A 16801-nucleotide genomic window follows, 5' to 3' on the forward strand; every position below is an offset into this window, starting at 1 on the left:
ATGCCTTCGGAAGCATCCCGCCGACGGGTTCCTACAAGGGAATCATCAGGCGTCCGGCCACGCCGTGAGTATCTCGAAGCCGTCGTCGGTCACCGCTATGGTGTGCTCCCATTGCGCCGACAGCGAATGGTCCTTGGTCACCACCGTCCAGCCATCCGGCAACTGGCGGGTATGCGGCTTGCCGGCGTTGATCATCGGCTCGATGGTGAAGGTCATGCCTTTCTTCAGCTCCACGCCCATGCCGGGCTTGCCGTAGTGCAGCACCTGCGGCTCGTCGTGATAGACCTTGCCGATGCCGTGACCGCAGTATTCCCTCACCACGCTGAAACCGGCCGCCTCGGCATGCTGCTGGATCGCGTGACCGATGTCGCCCAGGGTGGCGCCCGGGCGCACTGCTTCGATGCCGCGCATCATCGCCTCGAAGGTGATGTCGACCAGCCGCCTGGCCAGTACGGACGGCGTGCCCGCGATGTACATGCGGCTGGTGTCGCCATGCCAGCCGTCTTTGATCACGGTGACGTCCAGGTTGACGATGTCGCCGTCCCTGAGCACCTTGCCCTCGTTCGGGATGCCGTGGCAGATCACGTGGTTGACCGAGGCGCACAGGGTCTTGGGAAACCCGTGGTAGCCGACGTTGGCGGGAATCGCCTTCTGCACGTTGACGATGTGCTCGTAGGCGCGCCGGTCCAGCTCCTCGGTAGTGACGCCGGGCTTGACGTACTCCTTGAGCATCGCCAGCACTTCGGCGGCCAGCTTGCCGGCGACGCGCATGCCTTCGAGGTCTTCGGGGGATTTCAGGGTAATGGCCATGGATTCCACTTCATATGGCGACAGAAGCCCGGCGGTTCAACGCAAAAACCGCCGGCAACTTGCCGCGCTGCCGGCGCACCGGCTACAATTTCGGAGTTTTGCTGATCTGGCGTGGCTGTTTCGGCAGTCGGCCAGCGCAAAGCGAACCGGGATTGTAACCCCCAGCGGTACAACACCCAAACCAACGCCACACACGCATCGGCACCGCCTTCGGGGTGCTGCGCCTTGCCCACCAATGCAGTCGGGCTGGTCGCGGTCGAAGCCGGGGATGCGTGGAGGTCCCAACCCCCGGGCTCATCGAGCCCATACAATTCGGAGTTACACCCATGGCCCAAGTCACCATGCGCCAGATGCTCGAAGCCGGCGTCCATTTCGGTCACCAGACCCGTTACTGGAACCCCAAGATGGCCCCGTACATCTTCGGCGCCCGCGGCAAGATCCATATCATCAATCTCGAAAAGACCCTGCCGCTGTTCACCGATGCGATGAATTTCCTGTCGGGCCTGGCGCAGAAGCGCGGCACCGTGCTGTTCGTGGGCACCAAGCGCTCGGCCCGCGAGCCGCTCGCCGAAGAGGCTGCACGCGCCGGCATGCCGTTCGTCACCTCGCGCTGGCTCGGCGGCATGCTGACCAACTTCCGCACCGTGAAGCAGTCCGTGTCGCGCCTGAAGGAGCTGGAAGCGGCCGAGACCGACGGCTCGTTCGAGAAGCTGGTCAAGCACGAAGTGCTGGCCCGTCGCCGCGAGCGCGACAAGCTGCAGGCTTCGCTGGGCGGCATCAAGGACATGAACCGCCTGCCCGACGCGCTGTTCGTGATCGACATCGGCCACGAAGACATCGCCGTGCAGGAAGCCAAGAAGCTGGGCATCCCGGTGATCGCCGTGGTCGACACCAACTACAACCCGGAACTGGTCGACTACGCCATCCCGGGCAATGACGACGCGATCCGCGCGATCCAGCTGTACGCCCGTGCCGCCGCCGACTCGATCCTCGAAGGCAAGGCTGCCGCGCCGGCCGCCGCCCAGGGCGACGCGAACGACTTCGTCGAACTGGACGAGGAAGGCAACCCGGTCGCCAAGATCGATCGCAAGCCGGCCCCGCGCCGCGACGCCGCCCCGCGCAAGAGCGCACCGCGCCGCGACGGCGGCCGTGAAGGCGGCCGCGGGCCGCGCAACGACGGCGCACCTGCCGCCAAGTAGGCGCAACGACGGCGGGTGATTCCGCTGTCGCATCCGCACGCGATAACCGCGCCGTGGCACTCAACTGCCACGGCGCATCAAGCATTAGAGGACTACCGATGAGCAATATTTCCGCCCAACTGGTCAAGGACCTGCGCGAGCGGTCCGGCGCCGGCATGATGGAATGCAAGAAGGCGCTGGTCGAGAACAACGGCGACATCGAAATCGCGATGGAATGGCTGCGCAAGTCCGGCCTGGCCAAGGCCGACAAGAAGGCCAGCCGCATCGCCGCCGAAGGCCGCATCGTGGCCGCCCAGGCACCGGGCAAGGCCGTGCTGGTCGAGATCAACTGCGAGACCGACTTCGTCGGCAAAGATGCCAGCTTCCTGAAGTTCACCGACACCGTCGCGGACGTGGCGCTGAATTCCGGCGCCGCCGACATCGACGCGCTGAAGGCTGCCGCCTATCCGGGGGCCAGCAACGTCGAGGAAGCCGCCAAGGTCCTGATCGCCACCATCGGCGAGAAGATCGACGTACGCCGCATGGCCGTCGTGAAGAATGATGGCGTGATCGGCAGCTACACCCACGGCGGCCGCATCGGCGTGCTGGTCGCGCTCAAGGGCGGCTCCGAAGAGCTGGCCAAGGGCATCGCGATGCATGTCGCCGCAATGAACCCGGCCTATGTCCGCGCCGAGGACGTTCCCGCCGAATTCCTGGCCAAGGAAAAGGACATCGCGCTGAGCCAGATGTCGGACAAGGAAAAGGCCAAGCCGGCCGAGATCCTCGAGAAGATTGTCGCCGGCAAGGTCCACAAGATCATCGCCGAAGTCACCCTGCTCGGTCAGCCGTACGTGCTGGACACCAACACGAGCGTAGCCGACGCGCTGAAGAAGGAAGGCGCCGATGTCATCTCGGTGGCCCGTCTGGCCGTCGGCGAAGGCATCGAAAAGGTCCAGGAAGACTACTTGGCCGAAGTGGCCAAGGCGATGCAGGTCTAAGCGACTCCAGGCATCAAGCTGCAAAAAAGGCCGCGGGAAACCGCGGCCTTTTTTGTGGGCGAACCCCTTATGAATCACGTCGTCACCCGCTTGGGGCGGCGGAAGCTCCCAACCATTGCAGCGACAGCACCACGCCAGCGTTCCGGCAGGTGCCCGCTGCAGCTACAATGCACCGGTTTGCCCACACAATCCGGAGATTCCATGAGCGACCAGCCCAAGTACCACCGCATCCTGCTCAAGCTCTCCGGTGAAGCGCTGATGGGCGAGGCCGACTACGGCATCGATCCGAAAGTGATCGGCCGGCTCGCCGACGAGATCATCGAGGTGCAGAAGGCTGGAGTCCAGATCGGCATCGTGATCGGCGGCGGCAACATCTTCCGCGGCGCCGGCCTGGCCGCGGCCGGCATGGACCGGGTTACCGGCGATCACATGGGCATGCTGGCCACGGTGATGAACGCGCTGGCGATGCAGGACGCGATCGAGAAACGCGGCGGCTTTGCGCGCGTGACCAGTGCGATCCAGATTCATGACGTGGCCGAGGACTACATCCGCCGCCGCGCCATCCGTCACATCGAGAAGGGCCGCATCGTGCTGTTCGCCGCCGGCACCGGCAACCCGTTCTTCACCACGGATTCGGCCGCCGCCCTGCGCGCGGTGGAAATCGGCGCCGACCTGTTGCTCAAGGCGACCAAGGTCGATGGCGTCTACACCGCCGATCCGGCCAAGGATCGCCATGCCACCCGTTACGACCGGCTCGGCTACGACGACGTGATCGAGCGCAAGCTGGCGGTGATGGACACGGCCGCGATCGCCCTGTGTCGTGACCAGAAATTGCCGCTGCGCATCTACGACATGACCGTCCCGGGCAACCTGATGCGGATCATGCAGGGCCAGCCGATCGGCACCCTGGTCGACGGCGACTGATCGCATCCTGCCAAGCCGCCGCTCCGTCACTGCTATAATCGAATGTTGCTGATTTCGCCGGGATACGCACATGCTCAATGACATCAAGAACGATGCCCAGACCCGCATGGGCAAGAGTATCGAATCACTCAAGCACGACCTCACCCGCATCCGCACCGGTCGCGCCAGCACCGCGCTGGTCGATGGCATCAAGGTGCCCTACTACGGCGCCGACATGCCGTTGACCCAGGTCGCCTCGGTATCCCTGGCCGACGGACGCACCATCCTCATCACGCCGTGGGAAAAAACCATGGTGGCGCCGATCGAGAAGGCGCTGATGGCCTCCGACCTGGGCATCACACCGACCACCGCCGGCACCGTGATCCGCCTGAACATGCCGCCGCTCACCGAGGAGCGCCGCAGGGAACTGGCCAAACATGTCGGCCATGAAGGCGAGAACGCCAAGATCGCGATCCGCAACGTGCGCCGCGACGCCCTGCAGCAGGTCAAGGACCTGCTCAAGGAGAAGCTGATCACCGAAGACGACGATCGCCGCATCGATGATGAAATCCAGAAGCTCACCGATCGCGCGGTCAAGGATGTCGACGCCGTGGTCAAGGCGAAGGAAGAGGAGCTGATGGCGCTCTGAGCGCCATCACTTCCGCCATGCCCGGCGCCGAAGCCGTTCCGCGCCATATCGCCATCGTGATGGACGGCAACGGCCGCTGGGCCAAGGCTCGCCATCGTCCACGCAGCTTCGGCCACAACGCCGGGCGCAAGGCGGTGCGCGAGGTGATCGAGGCCTGTTTGCGCGAAGGCGTGCAGGCGCTGACCCTGTTTGCGTTCTCCAGCGAGAACTGGCAGCGCCCGCAGGACGAAGTGGGCGCCCTGATGGGTCTGTTCGTGCGCGCGCTGGACAAGGAAGTGGACGAACTGCATGGCCACGGCGTGCGCCTGCGCTTCATCGGTGACCTGGCGGCGTTCGACGAGCCGTTGCGCCAGCGCATGCGGTCCGCCATGGACCATACGGCCGGCAACGACGAGCTGCAGGTGAACATCGCGGTGAGCTACGGCGGCCGCTGGGACATCGTGCAGGCCAGCCGCCAGGCCGCCGCCGCGGTGGCGCGCGGCGAGTTGCGCGTGGACGAGATCGACGAAACCCGGCTGGGCCAGTGGATGAGTCTGGCCGACCTGCCGCCACTGGACCTGTTCATCCGCACCGGTGGCGAATGCCGCATCAGCAACTTCCTGTTATGGCAGGTCGCCTACGCCGAACTGTATTTTACCGATACCTTGTGGCCCGATTTCGACCAGGCTTGCCTGCGCCAGGCCATCGAAGACTATGCCCGCCGCGAGCGCCGTTACGGCCGCATAAGTGAGCGGCCCGCCACCGCCTCCTGAGGATTCCCATGCTGCTTCAGCGCTTTCTTACCGCCCTGGTGCTCGCGCCCCTGGCGATCCTGATCATCCTGCTGCCGTCGACCGCCATATTCGCGTTGATCGTCTCGGTGGCGTTTCTGGCGGCCTGGTGGGAATGGGCCGAGCTCAGCGGGCTGAAAAACCGTGCCGCCCAGGTCGGGCTGCTGGTCGTGGCGATGGTGGTCTTCGCGTTGCTGTGGCGGCTGCACGGCACCGCGGCTACCCCGCTGCTGCTGGGTGCCGGAGTTGCGTGGTGGTTGCTGGCCTGCGTGTGGCTGCGCCACTTTGCATTCGGCGCGGCGCCCACCGGCGAAAATCGCGCGCTGAAGCTGTTGGGCGGCGCGTTCGTGATATTTCCCGCGTGGGTCGCGCTGACCGCCATCCACGCCCAGCCGCACGGCCACTGGTGGACCCTGCTTGCGCTGGTGATCGTGTGGACCTCCGATATCGGCGCCTATTTCAGCGGCCGCACATTCGGCAAGCGCAAGCTGGCCCCGCAGATCAGTCCCGGCAAAACCTGGGCCGGCGCCTATGGCGCCATGGTGGCGGGCGTGCTGGTGGCCGGCGTCGGCGGCTGGCTGCTCGGGGTCCGAGACGGCCGGCTGGCCGCGCTGGCATGTCTGGCGGCGATCACCGTGGCGGTCTCGATCGTTGGCGACCTGATCGAGAGCCTGATGAAGCGGCACGCCCGGGTCAAGGATTCGGGCAGCATTTTCCCTGGACACGGCGGCCTGATGGACCGACTGGACAGCGTGTTCGCCGCGTTGCCGGTATTTGCCGCCGGCGTGCTGCTGCTGGATCTTCCGGGGCCATGATGAACAACGTCGCCGTCCTCGGCGCCACCGGCTCCATCGGCGGCAGCACGCTTGACGTCATCGCGCGTCATCCGGATCGCTTCCGCGCCACCGTGCTCACCGCCCATCGCAATGTCGAAGCATTGGTTGCGCTGTGCGTGCAGCACCGCCCGCAACTGGCGGTGATCGCCGACGCGGCCATGCAGGCGGAGCTGGCGCGCCGGCTCCGCGCGGCAGGCGTGCATTGCGAAGTGGCCAGCGGCCACGCCGCCGTGACCGCCGCGGCGGCCAGCAACCTGTGCGACACGGTCGTGGCCGCGATAGTGGGTGCCGCCGGACTGGCATCGACGCTGGCCGCGGCGCGGGCGGGCAAGCGCCTGCTGCTGGCCAACAAGGAATCGATCGTTATGGCCGGGCCGCTGCTGCTGGACGCGGTGAACCGTGGCGGCGGCGCATTGATCCCGGTCGATTCCGAACACAACGCGCTGTTCCAGTGCCTGCCCCCGCAGTGCCTGCCCGGCCAGCAACCGGCCTTGCGCAAAGGGGGCGTGCGCCGCCTCATCCTGACCGCATCCGGCGGCCCCTTCCGCGGCCGCACGCGGGCGCAGCTGGCCGATATCACGCCGGAGCAGGCCTGCAAACATCCGAACTGGGTGATGGGCCGCAAGATCTCGGTCGACTCGGCCACCTTGATGAACAAAGGGCTGGAGGTGATCGAGGCGCACCACCTCTTCGGCGCGCCGGCCGATGCGATCGATGTGGTGGTGCATCCGCAAAGCCTGATCCATTCGATGGTCGAGTACGACGACGGCTCGGTGCTGGCGCAGCTGGGCAACCCGGACATGCGCACCGCCATAGCCCATGCGCTGGCCTGGCCGGAGCGGGTGGAGGCCGGCGTCGCCCCGCTGGATCTGACAGCGTGCGCGCCGCTCCAGTTCGAGCCGCCGGATCTGCTCACCTTCCGCTGCCTGGCGCTGGCATTCCAGGCGCTGCGCGAAGGCGGCGACGCCCCAGCCGTGCTGAACGCCGCCAACGAGATCGCGGTGGAGGCCTTCCTGGCCGGCGCGCTGCCGTTCCTGTCGATTGCCGACGTGGTCGAGGCGGTGCTGGCGGAACTGCCGGCGCAGGCCGTGGTCGATGTTGAGTCCCTGTGTGAACGCGACCGGGTCGCCCGTGAAGCAGCCCGCCGCATCCTGCGCAATGCTTGCTGATATTCTTGCTTCGATGACTTTTCCGTACGGTACCTGATGACTCCCTTTTTTGGCTCGGTGTTCTGGTTGCTGGTCACGCTTGGCGTGCTGGTGACCTTTCATGAATTCGGCCACTACTGGGTCGCTCGCCGCTGTGGCGTCAAGGTGCTGCGTTTTTCGGTCGGTTTCGGCAAGGCCATCTGGAAACGCGTGGGCCGCGACGGCACCGAATACCAGATCGCCGCGATCCCGCTGGGCGGCTACGTCAAGATGCTCGACGCCCGCGAAGGCGAGGTCGATCCCGCCTTGCGCGACCAGGAGTTCACCGGCAAATCCGTGTGGAAGCGCATCGCCATTGTTGCGGCGGGCCCCGGATTCAACCTGATCTTCACCTTGGCGGCGTTCTGGCTGATGTTCATGCTAGGCCGCCCGGACGTGGCGCCGGTGGTAACGGCGGCGCCGCAAAGCCTCGCCGCCAGGGCCGGTATCCAGGCTGGCGACCGCATCCTCAGCGTCGATGGCCGGCAGGTCAGCTCCTGGACCGATTCGATGGACGCGGTCGCCAACGCCCTGCTCGGCCGCATGCCGCTGCCGCTCACCGTGCGCGGCCACGACGGCCAGCCACGCCAGCTGGTCCTGCCCCTGGATGAATTGCCGCCGGGCCAGGACGTGGTGCATTACCTGGACAAGCTCGGGCTGCAACTGGCGCCACCGCCGGCCGTCGCCGCCACCGTGATGGCCGGTCAGCCCGCGGCGCTGGCGGGCATGCAAGGGGGTGACCGCATCGTCAGCGTCAACGGCAAGCCGGTGAGCGATTTCGTTGCGTTCGGCAAACAGGTACAGGCCGACGCCGCCACCTCGCCGCGGATGGCTATCGTGGTGGAACGGGCCGGCCGCACGCTGCCATTGAACGTCACCGTCCGATGGGAATCGCTGGAAGGTCAGCCGCAGAAGTGGGTGATGGGTGTCGGCGCGCCACCGATCGAGCCGGCCACCGTGCGCTATGGCCCGGTCCGGGCGCTGGCTGCCTCCTTCAGCACCACCTGGCGCAACACCACGCAGACCTTCGGCATGCTCGGCAAGATGCTCACCGGCGAAGCGTCGACCCGCAATCTCTCCGGTGTCATCGGCATCGCCGAAGTGGCCAATCAATCGGCCAACATGGGCCTGCCGTGGTTCCTGCAATTTCTGGCGCTGGTGTCGCTGAGCCTGGCGATCCTCAACCTTCTGCCGATCCCGGTCCTGGATGGCGGACACCTGCTGTATTATCTTGTGGAGTTGGTCAAAGGCAGTCCGGTCAGCGAACAAGCGATGATCATCGGCCAGTACATCGGGCTGGCATTGCTGTTCACGCTGATGGGGTTGGCGTTCTACAACGACATCCATCGCCTGCTGCTGTCGTGACACCGGTGGCCGCGGACAACGGCGCATCGGCAGCACGCCGGCCGGCAGCAGCGAGACGCGGTGGCGTGTTGGCCATGTCAATCCTGCCTTGGATGGCAGACTCTTTCGAGGCAGGGTCCCGCCCTGCCTCATGCGTTGATCGGAGCGGCCGCGCTGGCCGTTTCATCGAAATAACCCAACGGAATCGACGATGAAGCGTATCGCCGCGCTGATCCTGCTTGCCTCCCTCTCCGCCAATGCGTTTGCGTTCGACCCGTTCGTGGTGTCGGACATTCGCATCGACGGCCTCAGCCGCATTTCCGCCGGTACGGTTTACAACTACCTGCCCATCAACAAGGGTGACCGGCTGACCAGCGACGAAGCCCAGCAGGCCATCCGGGCGCTGTACCAGACCAAGTTCTTCAGCGACGTGGAATTCGATCGCGAGGGCGACATCCTGGTGATCAAGGTGGTCGAGCGGCCGTCCATCGCCAAGCTGACGCTGCGCGGCAACAAGGACATCAAGACCGATGACCTGAAGAAAGGCCTGAAGGAAATCGGCCTCACCGAGGGCGAGACCTTCGACCGCCTGGCGCTGGACAACGTGCAGCAGGAGCTGATCCGGCAGTACTACAACCGCGGCAAGTACAACGTGTCGGTCGATCCTCACGTGACCCGGCTCGACCGCAACCGCGTGGCGGTCGAGATCGAGATCCGCGAGGGCAAGGCGGCCAAGATCAAGGAGCTGAACATCCTGGGCAACCACGCGTTCACCGACAAGCAGATCCGCGACGGTTTCGAATCGGACACCAGCAATTTCATGTCATGGTATTCGAAGGACGACCAGTACTCGCGCGAGAAACTCTCCGGCGATCTCGAGAAGCTGCAGTCCTATTACATGGATCGAGGCTACGCCGACTTCGGCGTCGATTCCACGCAGGTGGCGATCGCGCCGGACAAGCGCGCGATGTATATCGACGCCAGCATCAAGGAAGGCGAGATCTACAAGGTTGCCGACGTCAAGCTGCTCGGCGAGCTGATCCTGCCGGAGAAAACCATGCGCCAGCTGGTTTTCGTGAAGGAAGGCGAGACCTTCAACCGCGGCGCCATCGAAGAGAGCACCAAGGCGATCAAGGCGGTGCTGGCCAACATCGGCTACGCCTATGCCAAGGTCACTCCGGTGCCCAAGCTGGACAAGCAGAAGCGTACCGTCGATCTCACCATGTATGTCGAGCCAGGTCAGCGCGTTTACGTGCGCCGCGTGGTCTTCGAAGGCAATACCCGCACCGAGGACACCGTGCTGCGCCGTGAGATGCGCCAGCTCGAGGGTTCCTGGTATTCGCAGGCCGCGCTGGACCGCTCCAAGATCCGCCTGCAGAAGCTCGGCTATTTCAAGAAGGTCGACATCGACAAGAAACTGGTGCCGGGCACGCAGGACAAGGTCGACGTCAGCGTCAAGGTCGAGGAGCAATCCGCCGGCAGCATGCAGTTCGGTGTGGGTTATTCGCAGTACTCGGGCGTCATCCTGAACGCCTCGGTATCGCAGAACAACCTGTTCGGCACCGGCGACAGCTTCTCGATCAGCGGCGAGCGCAGCAGCTACCAGACCAATCTCGGCGTCAACTATTACAACCCCTATCTGACCGACAGCGGCATCGGCATCGGCTACAGCGCGTCGTACTCGAAGACCGATTACGGCAATACCGATTTCGCGAACTACGCCACCAGCGCCAAGAGTTTCTCCACCTACCTGGGCATACCGGTCAGCGAAACGGATGGCGTGCGCATCGGCATGGGCGTCAGCAGCAACAAGGTCAACCTGTTCGCCGGCTACAGCCCGCAGATCCTGGTCGACTACCAGAACCAGATCGGCAACAAGACGATCCATTCGTGGACCGGTACCCTGGGCTGGAACCACGACACCCGCAACGGCTACTGGGCCCCGACCCGCGGTGGACTGATCTCCGCCACCACCGACATCGCGCTGCCCGGCTCGACCGTGCAGTACTGGAAGCTCACCACCGAGGCCAACCACTACTGGCCGATCGGCAAGGGTTTCGTGCTGTACCTGGATGGCCAGGTCGGCTACGGCAAGACCTACGGCGGCAACGGCATCAGCGACAATGCCTTCGCTGCGCTGAAGGCGGCGAGCCTGGCGGGCAATCCCAACCATGTGCTGACGGACATGCGTCAGGATTTCCCGTTCTGGCAGAACCTCTACGCCGGCGGCGTGCGCGACGTACGCGGTTTCCAGGACAACACGCTGGGGCCGCGGGTGTGCATCGACGGCAGCGCTCCCGGTTCCAACGGCACCTGCAACGGCGGCGCCTACTATTCGCAACCGATCGGTGGCGCGTTCAAGGTACTGGGTACGGCACAGGTGTACCTGCCCCTGCCGTTCCTGAAGGACGTCAATACCGCGCGCGTGTCCTGGTTCATGGACGTCGGCAACGTCTACAAGAATTACCAGACCTTCAATGCAGCGGATCTGCGCGCGTCCACCGGCCTTTCGCTGCAATGGCAGGCGCCGATCGGCCCGCTGATCATCAGCTTCGCGATGCCGTTCCGCTCGTCGGCCGCGGACCGCCATTACGAGGAGCGGATCCAGTTCACCTTCGGCAGTCAGTTCTGACCTGATCCAGGCGATCAGGGCACCAAAGAAAGCGCGGCCCGGCCGCGCTTTCTTTTGCCGGCGGGCCGCGCAACGCACCCCGTAACCCCAGCCTCTACAATGACCACAGGTTCTGGAGCCATGCATGAGCGCAATCCACCACACCGTCGCCGAACTGGCTGACAGTTTCGGACTCAGCTTCCGTGGCGACGGCGCGCGCGCCATCGATGGCGTCGGCACCCTGGCCGGCGCCGGCCCCACCCAGCTGAGCTTTCTTTCCAACAGCAAGTACACCGCCCAGCTGGCGACGACTCGCGCGGGAGTGGTGGTGCTGCGTGAGGAGAACCTCGGCGACTGCCATGGCACGGCGCTGATCGCCCGCGATCCCTACGTCGCCTACGCACGGATCGCCGCGCTGTTCGAGCGATTGCCCGCTGCACCACCCGGCATTCATCCCAGCGCCGTGATCGCGGACGGCGCCCGGATCAGCAACAGCGCCAGCATCGGCCCGTGCTGCGTGATCGGCAGCGGCGCCGTGATCGAAGACGGGGCCATCCTGGGTCCGCATTGCATCCTTGGCGAGAACTGCACGGTTGGCGCCCAGTCCCGGCTGGTGGCGCGGGTCACCCTGGTCACGCGGGTCACGCTGGGGCGGCGCGTACTGGTACATCCCGGCGCCGTGATAGGCTCGGATGGTTTCGGCCTCGCGTTCGACCGCAGCGCCTCCGACCACGGCAGCTGGATCAAGCTGCCGCAGCTCGGTGGCGTGCGCATCGGCGATGACTGCGAGATCGGCGCCAACACCACGATCGACCGCGGCGCGCTGGACGACACCGTGCTGGAAGAGGACGTGCGGCTGGACAACCAGATCCAGATCGCCCACAACGTGCATGTCGGCGCGCACACCGCCATGGCCGGCTGCGCGGCGGTGGCCGGCAGCACGAAGATCGGCCGCTATTGCATGATCGGCGGCGACGCCGGCGTGCTCGGCCATCTGGAACTGGCCGATCGGGTTACCATTACCGCCAAGAGCCTGGTCACGCATTCGATCCGCGAGGCCGGCGAATATTCATCCGGCGTGCCGCTGCAGGACAACCGCCAGTGGCGCAAGAACGCCGCACGCTTCAAACACCTGGACGAGTACGCGCGCCGACTGTCGGTGCTGGAGAAGGACAGCAACAATGAGTAAGAAAATCGGGTCCCTGCTGCTGCCGATCAACGTGGAGCAGATCCAGGAACTGCTGCCGCACCGCTATCCATTCCTGCTGGTGGATCGCGTGATCGAGATCGTACCCGACGTAAGTGTGGTCGCCATCAAGAACGTGACCATCAACGAACCGTTCTTTCAGGGGCATTTCCCCGGCCACCCGGTGATGCCGGGCGTGCTGATCGTCGAGGCGATGGCGCAGGCCGCCGGCCTGCTGACCCAGATCAGCCGGCGCATGAAGGGCGACACCGGCAGCCCGCTCTTCTACCTGGTCAAGGTCGACAACGCGCGTTTCAGTGCGCCCGTGGTTCCCGGCGACCAACTGCGGTTCGAGGTAAGCCTGAAGCGCCTGATGCGCGGCATGGGCCTGTTCGTGGCGCGCACCCTGGTCGACGGCAACGAAGTGGCCAGTTGCGAATTGATGTGCGCCGCGAGGACCGAAAAGTGACTTCGGCCGCCCTGATCCACCCCACCGCACTGATCGATCCTTCGGCTGTCATCGGCGCCAACGTCAGCATCGGCGCCTACAGCGTGATCAGTGCCGAGGTGGAGATCGGCGAGGGCACCACGATCGGGCCGCACGTGGTGATCGAGGGACCGACCCGGATCGGCCGGGACAACCGCATTACCCAGTTCGCCTCACTCGGTGGCGCACCGCAGGACAAGAAATTCGCCGGCGAGCGCACCGAGCTGGTGATCGGAGACCGCAACCTGATCCGTGAGTTCGCCACCATCAACCGGGGCACCGGCGAAGGCGGCGGCATCACCCGTATCGGCAACGACAACTGGGTGCTTGCCTACGTACATGTGGCGCACGACTGCCAGATCGGCAACAACGTGGTGTTTTCCAACTACGCGGCGCTGGCCGGCCACGTGGAGATCGGTGACTGGACGATCCTGTCCGGCTATTCCGGCGTGCACCAGTTCTGCAAGGTCGGCGCCCACGCATTCATCGGCATGGGATGCCTGGTCGGCCATGACGTACCACCGTTCGTGATGATGGCCAACGAGCAGCAGGGCCGTCCGCGTGGCATCAACAGCGAAGGGCTCAAGCGTCGCGGCTTCGACGCCACGCGCATCGCCGCGATCAAACGAGCCTACCGCACCTTGTACATGGCCGGCCTGGCCTTGCCGGAGGCTCGCGAAAAGCTCGCCGAGCAGGCTCGCGAAAGCGAGGACGTGAGGGCCATGCTCGAGTTTCTCGATCATAGTGAGCGCGCGCTGGCGCGATAGGCGCGTGGCGTGACGCTCCGCGTTCTTGCTCTGGTTTTTCGCAGGAGACGATATGCAGAACATTGACGTCTCTGACGCAGCTCCCACCATCGCCATCCTCGCCGGCGAGGACTCCGGCGACCAGCTCGGCGCCGACCTGATCATCGCGCTGCGCCAGCGCTACCCGCGCGCGCGTTTCATCGGCATCGGCGGTGCGCGCATGCAGCGCGAAGGCTTCGAATCCTGGTACGACATCCGCGAGCTGTCGCTGTTCGGCTTCAGCGAGGTGATCAGTCATCTGCCGCGACTTCTGCGGCTGCGCAAGGCGCTGGTGGCGCGACTGCTGCAAACGCGCCCCGCCGTTGTGATCGGCATCGACGCGCCCGATTTCAATCTTGGCGTGGAGCAGCGCCTGAAACAGGCTGGCCTGCTGACCGTGCATTACGTCAGCCCGTCGGTATGGGCCTGGCGCGAGAAGCGTGCCGAGAAGATCGGCCGCAGCGCCAACCGCGTGCTGTGCCTGTTCCCGATGGAGCCGCCCATCTACGCAAAACACGGCATCGATGCCCGCTTCGTCGGCCATCCGCTGGCCGATCGTTTCGCGCTGGTTTCCGATCGGGTAGGCGCGCGCGAATCCCTGCAACTGCCACAGCAGGCGCCGGTGCTGGCGGTGCTGCCGGGCAGCCGGCCTGCCGAGGTGGCACGGCTCGGGCACATTTTCATCGATGCGGCCCGCCGCGTGGCCGCGGCGCTACCGGGGCTGCGCATCGTGATCCCGGCCGCCAACCCGCAGGTACATGGGCGACTCGGCGAGCTGCTGGCCAGCGGCGCGGGCGATGAAGCTGCGCCGCTGCTGCTGGACGGTCACGCGCACGAGGCGATGCTGGCCGCCGACGTGGTGCTGCTCGCCTCCGGCACCGCCACGCTGGAAGCGATGCTGGCCAAGCGGCCGATGGTCGTGGGCTATCGCGTTGCGCCGTTGAGCTATCGGATCGCTCGCGCGCTGAAGATGCTGAAGACCGACGTCTATTCCTTGCCGAACATCCTGGCGCGGGCCAACGGCCTCCGCGGCGACCTGCTGGTGCCGGAGTTCATGCAGGACGACTGCACCGCCGGCAACCTTGCCGGCGCCACGCTTGCGTTGTTTCGCGACAGCGAGCGGCGCGGCGCCATCGTCGCCGCGTTCGAGCAGTTGCATCAGGGTTTGCGCAGCGGCCTGGAAGGGCACGCCGGCGATCGCGCGGCGGCGGCGATCGCCGAGTTGATGGACGAAAAGCATGCCCGTCATTAAGTCTCTCGCAAGCACCCGCCCGCTCACAGCGGGTGTGGACGAAGCTGGTCGAGGTCCGCTGGCGGGCCCGCTGGCGGTGGCTGCCGTGATCCTTGATCCGCGTCGGCCGATCGCCGGACTGGACGATTCCAAGAAGCTCAGCGAGGCCAGACGCGAGGCCTTGTATCGGCAGATTGTCAAACGCGCACTGGCGTACTGCGTGGTGCTGATCGATGTGGATGAGATTGATCGGATCAATATTTTCCAGGCCACCATGGCCGGCATGAGCCGCGCCGTGGCCGGCCTTGCGCTGGTGGCGCACGAGGCGCTGATCGATGGCAACCAGTTGCCGAAGGATCTGCCTTGCCGCGGCCGCGCGATCATCGGCGGCGATGCGCTGGAGCCGGCGATCAGCGCCGCCTCGATCCTCGCCAAGGTCAGCCGCGACCGTCTGATGGTCGAACTGGATGCGGTTCACCCCGGCTATGGTTTTGCGATCCACAAAGGTTACGCAACCCCGGGCCATCTGACCGCATTGCAGCAGTTGGGCCCCTGCCTGCAGCACCGGCGCAGCTTCGCGCCGGTGCGCCTGCTGCTGGATCAGGCGCGCCTGTTCTGAGCGAGCGCAGCGCGCGGCCGGCCAGGTCGCGCTGCAGATGAGATTGCTCGGCATAGCCCATTCGTCTATGCAACTTTTCCCTGCACAGGCGCATCATTCGCTACAGGAGTCCACATCAGCACGGACGCGCCAGCAGCTCTGGCCTGTCCCACAAACGGACCCGCCGACCCGCTGTCCTTCGCGCACATGCAGCGCGTTCATCCGGCCGCAGGAGTCGTGCCATGATGCTTACGAAAAGCCCCTCAACCACACCGCCGATGCCGGCAAGCATGCCCACGGCAATCCACGAGGCACCCGTCGATGCAGGCGGCAACAACCAGACCCACGCCGATTACAACCTGCAACCACTGGCCGTGCCCGGCCTCGATCACTACGTGATCCATATCGAGAAGAGCGAGCGTTTCCATGTGCGGTGAACGCGGCGACCCCGCCCGGGCAAACAACCCGCCCAGGCCGATCCGGCCGCGCTGACGCTGCCGTTGCCGGTGTCTGCGGCAACGCTTCCGCCACTCCGGCCGTCTTGCTAGTCTGGCCATTCCAGACAGGGGATGGATGACATGCGCCGGATGGGAGTTGCTCTGCTCGGGCTGTTGCTGTGCTTCGCCGCCAACGCGGAGATGAAACCCGGCGATACGCCGCCGGACGCACTGGGCACGACCCAGGCCGGACAGGTGGTGAGCATGTCGTCCCTGCGCGGCAAGGTGGTGGTGATCAGCTTCTGGGCCACCTGGTGCGGCTACTGCATGAAAGAGATGCCGGTGCTGGCCAATCTGCAATCGCTGGCTACCGAACGAGGCCTGCCGCTGCAAGTCGTATCCATCGATTCCAAGGAATCCCGTGAGACGTTCGTGCGCAGCTCGCGTGCGCTCAGAAGGAGCCTGCCCTCGCTGTTGCTCACCTGGGATCGCGATGGATCACTGGGCAAGCCCTACGGCGCCGACCAGGGCATTCCGGTCATGGTGATGCTGCACCGGGATGGCACCGTGGCGCACGTCCATGTCGGCTACGGCGAGGACATGCTGGACAGCCTGGTGGCCGAGATCAACGGCCTGCTCGCCGAGCCGCCGCCCGCTTCGGCGGCGGTCGCAGCAAATTGATGGCGGGCCGCCGGCGAGACGCCGCCACGTTTTGTGCAACCCGCGCGGAAGTCAATCTTGCCGCTGGGCGGGGCGCCGGTTAGCCTGCATGGACTCCGCGCGTAAATCTG

Annotated in this window: 17 protein-coding genes; 16 read left to right on the top strand and 1 reads right to left on the bottom strand. The window is 65.5% G+C overall.

Annotated elements, in window-relative coordinates:
- Positions 1-45: 45 nt before the first annotated feature.
- Positions 46-810 carry a type I methionyl aminopeptidase gene (map, locus tag ACFPME_RS04140; RefSeq protein WP_377302305.1) on the bottom strand — a complete coding sequence of 255 codons (765 nt, stop codon included), beginning with the start codon at positions 808-810 and terminating at the stop codon, positions 46-48.
- Positions 811-1136: 326 nt separating this feature from the next.
- Here map and rpsB point away from each other — a divergent pair, with 326 nt between their 5' ends.
- The 16 genes from rpsB to ACFPME_RS04220 all read left to right on the top strand — a co-directional run bounded on the left by rpsB (position 1137) and on the right by ACFPME_RS04220 (position 16691).
- Entirely contained in the window at positions 1137-2009 is an 873-nt protein-coding gene (gene rpsB / locus ACFPME_RS04145) for a 30S ribosomal protein S2 (protein ID WP_377302307.1), read from the top strand.
- A 98-nt stretch (positions 2010-2107) separates the two neighbouring features.
- On the top strand, positions 2108-2986 hold the full coding sequence (gene tsf, locus ACFPME_RS04150; RefSeq protein WP_377302309.1) for a translation elongation factor Ts: 879 nt from the start codon (positions 2108-2110) through the stop codon (positions 2984-2986).
- A 201-nt stretch (positions 2987-3187) separates the two neighbouring features.
- Positions 3188-3910, top strand: coding sequence for a UMP kinase (gene pyrH, locus ACFPME_RS04155; protein WP_377302311.1), 723 nt, complete (start codon positions 3188-3190; stop codon positions 3908-3910).
- A 70-nt stretch (positions 3911-3980) separates the two neighbouring features.
- Positions 3981-4538, top strand: a complete 558-nt coding sequence (gene frr, locus ACFPME_RS04160) for a ribosome recycling factor (RefSeq protein ID WP_377302313.1) — start codon at positions 3981-3983, stop codon at positions 4536-4538.
- Between the two features lie 17 nt (positions 4539-4555).
- The gene (gene uppS / locus ACFPME_RS04165) at positions 4556-5290 is read left to right on the top strand and encodes a polyprenyl diphosphate synthase (RefSeq protein ID WP_377302315.1); all 735 of its coding nucleotides are present in this window, start codon (positions 4556-4558) and stop codon (positions 5288-5290) included.
- 8 nt (positions 5291-5298) lie between these two features.
- Entirely contained in the window at positions 5299-6123 is an 825-nt protein-coding gene (locus ACFPME_RS04170) for a phosphatidate cytidylyltransferase (RefSeq protein WP_377302317.1), read from the top strand.
- Positions 6123-7313, top strand: coding sequence for a 1-deoxy-D-xylulose-5-phosphate reductoisomerase (locus tag ACFPME_RS04175; RefSeq protein ID WP_377302851.1), 1191 nt, complete (start codon positions 6123-6125; stop codon positions 7311-7313). Before ACFPME_RS04170 ends, ACFPME_RS04175 begins: the two co-directional genes overlap by 1 nt.
- A 36-nt stretch (positions 7314-7349) precedes the next feature.
- On the top strand, positions 7350-8696 hold the full coding sequence (gene rseP, locus ACFPME_RS04180) for an RIP metalloprotease RseP (protein WP_377302319.1): 1347 nt from the start codon (positions 7350-7352) through the stop codon (positions 8694-8696).
- Positions 8697-8886: 190 nt separating this feature from the next.
- Positions 8887-11307 (top strand): outer membrane protein assembly factor BamA, encoded by a 2421-nt coding sequence (bamA, locus tag ACFPME_RS04185; protein ID WP_377302321.1) that lies wholly within the window; start codon positions 8887-8889, stop codon positions 11305-11307.
- A 124-nt stretch (positions 11308-11431) separates the two neighbouring features.
- The gene (gene lpxD, locus ACFPME_RS04190; protein WP_377302323.1) at positions 11432-12475 is read left to right on the top strand and encodes a UDP-3-O-(3-hydroxymyristoyl)glucosamine N-acyltransferase; all 1044 of its coding nucleotides are present in this window, start codon (positions 11432-11434) and stop codon (positions 12473-12475) included.
- On the top strand, positions 12468-12941 hold the full coding sequence (fabZ, locus tag ACFPME_RS04195) for a 3-hydroxyacyl-ACP dehydratase FabZ (RefSeq protein WP_377302326.1): 474 nt from the start codon (positions 12468-12470) through the stop codon (positions 12939-12941). Before lpxD ends, fabZ begins: the two co-directional genes overlap by 8 nt.
- A complete protein-coding gene (lpxA, locus tag ACFPME_RS04200; RefSeq protein WP_377302328.1) occupies positions 12938-13726 on the top strand; it encodes an acyl-ACP--UDP-N-acetylglucosamine O-acyltransferase in 789 nt (262 codons plus the stop codon). The genes fabZ and lpxA overlap by 4 nt, the downstream gene beginning before the upstream one ends.
- Before the next feature lie 52 nt (positions 13727-13778).
- A complete protein-coding gene (lpxB, locus tag ACFPME_RS04205) occupies positions 13779-14996 on the top strand; it encodes a lipid-A-disaccharide synthase (protein WP_377302330.1) in 1218 nt (405 codons plus the stop codon).
- Positions 14983-15594: a ribonuclease HII gene (gene rnhB / locus ACFPME_RS04210; RefSeq protein WP_377302332.1), complete on the top strand. Its 612-nt coding sequence runs from the start codon at positions 14983-14985 to the stop codon at positions 15592-15594. The genes lpxB and rnhB overlap by 14 nt, the downstream gene beginning before the upstream one ends.
- Positions 15595-15815: 221 nt before the next feature.
- Positions 15816-16010 carry a hypothetical protein gene (locus tag ACFPME_RS04215; RefSeq protein WP_377302334.1) on the top strand — a complete coding sequence of 65 codons (195 nt, stop codon included), beginning with the start codon at positions 15816-15818 and terminating at the stop codon, positions 16008-16010.
- Positions 16011-16160: 150 nt separating this feature from the next.
- On the top strand, positions 16161-16691 hold the full coding sequence (locus ACFPME_RS04220; RefSeq protein ID WP_377302336.1) for a TlpA family protein disulfide reductase: 531 nt from the start codon (positions 16161-16163) through the stop codon (positions 16689-16691).
- Positions 16692-16801 lie beyond the last annotated feature (110 nt).

Origin of the sequence: Rhodanobacter umsongensis, assembly GCF_042654965.1 — a bacterium.
GTDB classification, from domain to species: Bacteria; Pseudomonadota; Gammaproteobacteria; order Xanthomonadales; family Rhodanobacteraceae; genus Rhodanobacter; species Rhodanobacter umsongensis.